3 protein-coding genes are annotated in these 7,327 nt (G+C 39.0%); all 3 read left to right on the top strand.

Features of this window, described 5'->3' with window-relative positions:
- The first annotated feature begins 65 nt into the window (after positions 1–65).
- The 3 genes from CWD91_RS05105 (at position 66) to CWD91_RS05115 (ending at position 7,017) form a co-directional block, all read left to right on the top strand.
- Complete coding sequence (locus CWD91_RS05105; RefSeq protein ID WP_103439824.1) at positions 66–3,332, top strand: SusC/RagA family TonB-linked outer membrane protein; 3,267 nt, start codon at positions 66–68, stop codon at positions 3,330–3,332.
- A 13-nt stretch (positions 3,333–3,345) separates the two neighbouring features.
- Positions 3,346–4,797 carry a SusD/RagB family nutrient-binding outer membrane lipoprotein gene (locus CWD91_RS05110; protein WP_103439913.1) on the top strand — a complete coding sequence of 484 codons (1,452 nt, stop codon included), beginning with the start codon at positions 3,346–3,348 and terminating at the stop codon, positions 4,795–4,797.
- Positions 4,798–5,028: 231 nt separating this feature from the next.
- On the top strand, positions 5,029–7,017 hold the full coding sequence (locus tag CWD91_RS05115) for a putative porin (protein ID WP_103439825.1): 1,989 nt from the start codon (positions 5,029–5,031) through the stop codon (positions 7,015–7,017).
- The last annotated feature ends 310 nt before the right edge of the window (positions 7,018–7,327 follow it).

Consider the following 7,327-nt stretch of genomic DNA (forward strand, 5'->3'; position numbering starts at 1 on the left):
ATATTTTAGTTTTGTTAACGAATTTTCTACACATTTGCAATTGACTAATTCTTAAAAAAAAGTAAATGAAATCAAAACTAACTTGGATTTTAGCTCCAATTATGGGGTTATTTATGAGTTTTTCCTACGCACAGGAAAAAACAATCACAGGTACCGTGACCGATCAAATGGGTCTAGTGTTGCCTGGGGTTAATATAGTGGTCGAAGGGACTACTATTGGAACACAGACTGATTTTGATGGTAATTACACCATTCAGGGCAGTCAAGGCCAATCTTTATTGTTCAGTTATATTGGACAAATGAGTGTTACAAAAGTAATTGGCGAATCGTCGACTATTGATGTTGTTATGCAAGAGGATGCCCAAGCCCTGGAGGAAGTGGTAGTTACTGCTTTGGGTATTTCACGGGATAAAAAATCCTTGGGATATTCTACACAGGAAGTTCAAGGTGAGGAATTGAGTACGGTAAAGAGCGGAAACTTTGTAAATGCTCTATCGGGAAAGGCTTCTGGGATTCAAATTAAGAAGAACAACAACCTAGGGGGTTCCACCAATGTGGTTATTAGAGGAAATGCCTCATTGACTGGAAGCAACCAAGCCCTGTTCGTTATTGACGGTGTTCCGGTAAACAATACCAATACCAATTCAAAGTATCAAGGCGAGGCAAGTGGTAACTACTATGATTATGGAAATACCGCCTCCGATATAAACCCTGATGATATTGAGTCTGTAAACGTTCTAAAGGGAGCTGCGGCTTCTGCATTATATGGTTCAAGGGCAGCCAATGGAGTCATAATGATTACTACTAAAAAAGGAAAGGATTCCCAAGGAATTGGGGTTACCGTTAATTCGGGAATATCAATCGGTTCCATAGATAAAAGTACTTTTGCCAAGTACCAAAACCAATATGGAGCTGGATACGGACCTTATTACGGACCGGACGAAGACGATTTCTTTAATATGGAGGATGTTACAGGAGACGGTGTTGCAGATTTAACCGTTCCTTATACTGAAGATGCTTCATACGGTGGTAGATTCGATCCAAATTTAATGGTGTACCAATGGAATGCATTGGATCCAGACTCTCCAAATTATAGAACGGCTACTCCTTGGGTAAATGCCAAGAACGGGCCTATTACATTTTTTGAAACACCAATTACAACAACCAATTCGGTTTCATTTTCAAGATCTTATGAAGATGATGGTTCTTTTAGGTTGAACTATACCCAATTTGATCAAAGCGGTATAATGCCGAACAGTTCCATAAAAAAGCATAACTTTTCTATGAGCGGTACTTTTAAATTGACCGATAGATTGACCGTTACGGGATATGCAAATTATATCAATACCAAAGCACATGGCCGTAATTCTACCGGTTATAATGATAACCAAATAAGTAACTTTAAGCAATGGTGGCAGACCAATGTGGATCTTAAGGAACTAAAGGATATCTATTTTGACACTAAAAGAAATGTTACTTGGAACCCTGCGACCAGCGATGCCGGTTCGGCACCAATCTTCTGGGACAACCCGTATTGGGCGCGTTATGAAAATTACCAAAATGATGGTAGGAACCGTTTTATTGGTAATGTGTCATTGGATTACAAATTTACGGACTGGTTAAACTTTACAGCAAGGGCGGCTACCGACACTTACTCTGAGATACAAGAGGAGAGAAGGGCCAATGGGAGTGTGCCAACAAGTTTTGGTATTCCCGATAGTGCTGGAAACAGAGGGAATGTGGATTCTGGATACGGAAGAAGAAATTTGGATGTTACTGAGACCAATTACGATTTCATGTTTAATTTTCAAAAAGACCTTTCGGAGGACTTCAATTTAAAAGGAATAATTGGTACCAACATTAGAAGGAGCGAATTTCAATCCATCTATTCTGCTACAAGTGGCGGGTTGAGTGTACCTAGACTGTATTCATTACAAAACAGTACTGGGCCACTTGCTCTTCCTGTTGAAATTGCTGAAAAAATAGGGGTAGACGGTATTTATGCCAGCGCCTCTTTGGGTTACAACAGTATGCTTTTCCTAGATGCCACCATTAGAAGGGACCACTCTTCAACTTTGCCGGCAGATAATAGTACTTTTTATTATCCTTCCATTGCTACAAGTTTCGTATTCACAAATCTTTTGAATGCCGATTTCATCACTTTTGGTAAATTGAGGGCCAACTACGCTGAGGTAGGTAACAGTGCACCTTTCGATTTTCTATACGATACTTATAACGTAAACATTCCACCAGGGGCACCAAGTACTTCTGTGGACAATCAAAAAAAGAATCCTAATTTAAAACCAGAGAAAACAGAGAGTTTTGAGGTTGGATTGGAGATGAAATTTTTGCACAACAGGTTAAGTTTTGACTTGGCGTATTACCAAACCAATTCTATTGATCAAATTTTTGGAGTTCCAGTATCAAGGGCTACCGGTTTTGAAGAAAAAATTCTAAATGCTGGTGAAATTGAAAACAAGGGTTTGGAACTTTCCATATCTGGAAATCCAGTTAGAACCGATAACTTTAGTTGGACTGCCATGGTCAACTGGACGAAGAACAAAAATGAGGTAGTATCATTGGAAGATGGAATCCAGACTTTGCAGTTGGGAGATTTCCAAGGTGGGGTAACCCTCAATGCCGAAGTAGGAAAACCTTACGGAGTAATATATGGTACGGATTATACCTACCTAAATGGCGAAAGAGTGGTTGATCCAGCAGACGGGCAATACATAAAAACGTCTACGTCAGATCAAACCATCGGAGACACCAACCCTGACTGGTTAATGGGGATATCCAATAAATTCAATTACAAGAATCTCTCGTTTAGCTTTTTGATCGATATACAACAAGGAGGTAGTATTTTCTCCCTGGATCAATATTATGGGCGTGCAACCGGGTTATATGCAGAGACCGCATTTATAAACGATTTGGGTAATCCTGTTAGGAATTCCTTGGCCGATGGTGGAGGTTTTATCAATGAAGGTGTTAATCCTGATGGTGCAACAAACACTTCTAGGATCAGGGCCGATAGATTTGGTGCTTTTGGATATAGAAGAGGTTTACCGGATAAAGCATTTGTCTATGACGCCAGTTATGTGAAACTTAGGGAAGTGGCACTTACCTATAATTTGCCAAGCAAGTTATTGACCAATACTTTCTTGACCAATGCTAGTTTAAGCGTTATTGGATCAAACCTATGGATTATTGACAAAAATATTCCACATGAAGATCCAGAAGGAGGTTTGTCTGCTGGTAACCTTCAAGGGTATTCCGTTGGTTCATTGCCGACCACAAGGGATTTTGGTGTCAATCTTAAATTACAATTCTAAAATAAAAATAAAAATGAAAAAACTAGCAATATTAATTACAGCCGTGATTTTTGCTTCTTGTTCCAGTGATTTGGAAAATCTGAACGAGAACATCAAGGATCCTTTGGCCGTACCTGGTGAAAGTTTGTTTACCGGGGCGCAGAAAAGCTTGGTGGACCAAGTGGTTGATTTGAATGTTAACAATAACAACACTAAACTTTGGGCCCAGTATTTACAGGAAACTACATATACAGATGAAAGTAACTATGACCAGGTTACCAGGACTATTCCCGAAAAACATTGGAGTGTATTGTACAAAGATGTTTTAAAGGATTTGGATGAGGCTGAGAAGGTAATTGCCGGAACAACCTACCCAACTCCAGAGCAGGAGGTTTTAAAGCCTAATAAGCTGACTATTATTGAGATTCTTAATGTCTATGCATATAGCATCTTGGTGGAAACCTTTGGTGACGTTCCTTATACCGAAGCTTTGAATATTGATAATCTTTTGCCTAAATACGATGATGGCGAAACGGTATATAAGGATTTGATCGGTAGATTGACCGCGGCCATAAATGCGTTGGACGAGACCAATGGAAGTTTTGGCAGTAGCGATAGAATATACAATGGAGATGTGGCAAAATGGAAAAAATTCGCGGCTTCCCTAAAATTAAGAATGGGTATTCTTTTATCCGATAAGGATGCGGCATTTGCCAAAAGTACTGTTGAAAGTGCTGTTGCCACCGGGGTGTTTACAAGCAATGCGGATAATGCATCCTACACATATTTAGGCTCCGATCCAAATACAAATCCAATTCATGATAATTTGGTCCTGAGTGGAAGAAAGGATTTTGTAGCAGCTGTTACGATCATTGATGTTATGAATACTTTGGACGACCCAAGAAGGCCTCTTTATTTTTTACCTACGGATGATGGTACCTTCAAAGGAGGAAGCATAGGGGAAACTTCCAGTTATTCTACCTATTCGCACGTATCTGCCCAGGTTGAGGAAGCAACATTTCCAGGTATTATCTTGGACTATGCCGAGGTAGAATTCTTGTTGGCAGAAGCTAGGGCGCGCTTATTTGAAGTTGGCGGTACCGCTAAGGATCATTATGACGCTGGTATTACGGCCTCTATTCTTGATTGGGGTGGTTCTGGCAGCGATGCAACAACGTATTTGTCCCAGTCCAATGTAGATTATGACTTGGCTATTTTGGCAAGTACTGCTACTACGCCATGGAAAGAAGTTATTGGGACTCAAAAATGGATAGCACTCTATAATAGAGGGTTGGAGGCTTGGACATCTATAAGGTTATTGGATTATCCACTAATGGCTACTCCTGCCGATGCTGTTTCCGGTTTTCCTAATAGATATACCTACCCAATAATTGAACAGTCTTTGAACGGGGCCAATTACGGTACCGCTTCTTCCGCCATAGGTGGTGATGAGGCAGAGACCAAATTGTTCTGGGATTTGAATTAGAAATAAGATGATTTGAGTTATAATAAACCTGCAGGAATCCCCTGCAGGTTTTTTTGTTTTTGGAATGAGCTATGGCATGACGGGTTAAAAAGACACCTTGTTGTTCTTGTGTTTAAAGAAGGGACTTAAGTTTGTTTCCAAACGCTTTAAATTGATTGATTTTTCTGTTTTGTAAACTTTCACATTTCATTAAGGACAAAAAAATTAACTTTGTCGGTGTAACTTTGAAGCATGAGATATTTGTTGACACTTTTAATAGTGTTTTTTAGTCAGGCCGTTAGTGCTCAAGAGGATTCAATTCCCCCATCACAGAAAGAGGGTGCCTCTTCCATGGATCGTAAAATTAGAAATCTTCCGCCTAAAAAAAATGGTGAAAATCAGGGCCAGGAAATTACCATTAAAGATTATAAGATCATTAGCTACGAAAGGGATACCACATTTTTGGATACCACTATCTCCATTCAGAAAGAGTACAAGAACAATTTTCTGAGAAGGGACGATTTTGAATTGATGCCCTTTGCCAATGTAGGGCAGCCCTATAATAAATTGGGTGTGAATTTCGATTTAGAGGATACTTATCCAAGTATGGGCGCCAGTGCGAAGCATTATAACTATATGGAAGCTAGGGATGTTAATTACTACAATGTAGCCACCCCTGTGAGCGATCTAATGTTTAAGACTACTTTTGAGCGAGGACAGCTGTTGGATGCTTTATTGACCTTTAACACCTCTCGAAAGTTAAACTTTTCAATAGCCTATAAAGGCTTTAGGTCATTGGGTAAATATCAATATAGTGAGGCAGAGTCGGGTAATTTTAAAATGACGGCCAATTATGAAACAAAGGACCAGCGCTATAATTTAAGAACGCACCTCGCCGCCCAGAATTCCTCCACAGAGGAAAATGGTGGTCTGTCCAATAAGGAATTGCAATTTGAATCAGGAGATTCTGAATTTAAGGACCGTTCCAGGCTGGATGTGCTTTTTTCCAATGCCACTAACCGCTTATTGGGAAAGAGATATTACTTAGATCATCAATATATTCTGTTCGGTAAAAAAAAGGATTCGGCAAAGATCGGAACAACTTCCTTGGCCCTTGGGCATGAATATAGTTATGAAACCAAATACAATCAATATAAACAAACCGCTCAGAACGATTATTTTGGGGAAGGATATAACTCTAGTATAGGGGATAAGGCTAGTTTGAAAACGACTTATAATAAAGCCTATGTCCAATTCTCGAATAGGACTTTAGGTGTGTTGACGGGACATATCAATCATTATCATTACAACTATTTTTTCAATTCTGTATTACAGACGCCTACCCAGCTTATCCAAAGTCAGTTGAGTGGTGATGAAATCTCTGCTGGTGCCAAATATGTGAAGAAAATAGGTGGTTTTCAGTTGAATGGGTCAGCTCAGGTCAATATCTCAGGAGACTTGTCGGGAAATTTATTGGATGCCTTCGCCAGTTATGATGTTAATAAGAATAATAGGCTTAAATTTTCCATTCACTCATCTTCGCGTATGCCTAATTTTAATTTTCTTTTATATCAAAGTGATTACACTAATTATAACTGGCAACATACAGACGATTTTAATAAGCTGAATAATAATGGTTTTCAGTTCGATTTGGAGTCCAATTTATTTGGCAATATAATGGCTAAATATACTTCCTTGGACAATTACACCTATTTTGCTGCCGATCCTTCGGAAACCGTTGTTGAAGGTGGGGAACAGGCATTTATTAAACCGTTCCAGGAGAGTGGTACTATTAACATTATAAAGGTTAAATATGGTAAGGAGTTTAAATGGAAGGGATTTGCGCTGGACAATACTGTTATGTATCAGAATGTTTCCCAGCCCAATGAAGTGTTAAATGTACCTGAGGTAGTAACCAGAAATACCTTGTATTATTCCAGTTTTGTATTTAAAAAGGCCATGTATTTGCAAACTGGGGTTACCCTGAAGTATTTTACATCATACAATGCGGATGCCTATAATCCTGTATTGGGGGAATTTTACTCCCAAGGCCAGGAAGAATTGGGAGGCTTTCCCATGCTGGACTTTTTTATTAATGCCCGAGTGCAGCAAACAAGGATATTCTTGAAAGCGGAACACTTTAATTCCTCATTTAGTGGCAGCAATTTTTATGCTGCCCCAAATTATCCTTACAGGGATTTTGTAATCCGATTTGGATTGGTTTGGAATTTCTTTTCTTAGTAAAAGTTTCACTTTTCCATGTTTTGCGTTTTACAATCTATAGGAGTCTTTAAAAACCAAAAAAATATAAAAATATTTAAGCTGTAAATCAGGCTGTTAAAGGTGGATTGAAAATTCTTTTAAAAATAATTCGAAAAAGGTGTTGTGTAAGCGAAAAAAGTATTCTACATTTGCACCCGCTTAGAGAAAGAGCGATAGTGAAAAAACAGTAAGAAGTTCATTGATATATTGTAAAGACAGCGCGCCATATTTTTGGGAACAGGGATATGGTGCAGAAAAAGAAATCGAAAGAACGGGCCGGGAAGATATC

The organism is Arenibacter hampyeongensis (assembly GCF_002909255.1).
GTDB classification, from domain to species: Bacteria; Bacteroidota; Bacteroidia; order Flavobacteriales; family Flavobacteriaceae; genus Arenibacter; species Arenibacter hampyeongensis.

Excerpts from the sequence above, each read along its gene's own strand:
- CWD91_RS05105 (WP_103439824.1), top strand. The coding sequence starts at position 66 with ATGAAATCAAAACTAACTTGGATTTTAGCTCCAATTATGGGGTTATTT.
- CWD91_RS05110 (WP_103439913.1), top strand. The coding sequence starts at position 3,346 with ATGAAAAAACTAGCAATATTAATTACAGCCGTGATTTTTGCTTCTTGT.
- CWD91_RS05115 (WP_103439825.1), top strand. The coding sequence starts at position 5,029 with ATGAGATATTTGTTGACACTTTTAATAGTGTTTTTTAGTCAGGCCGTT.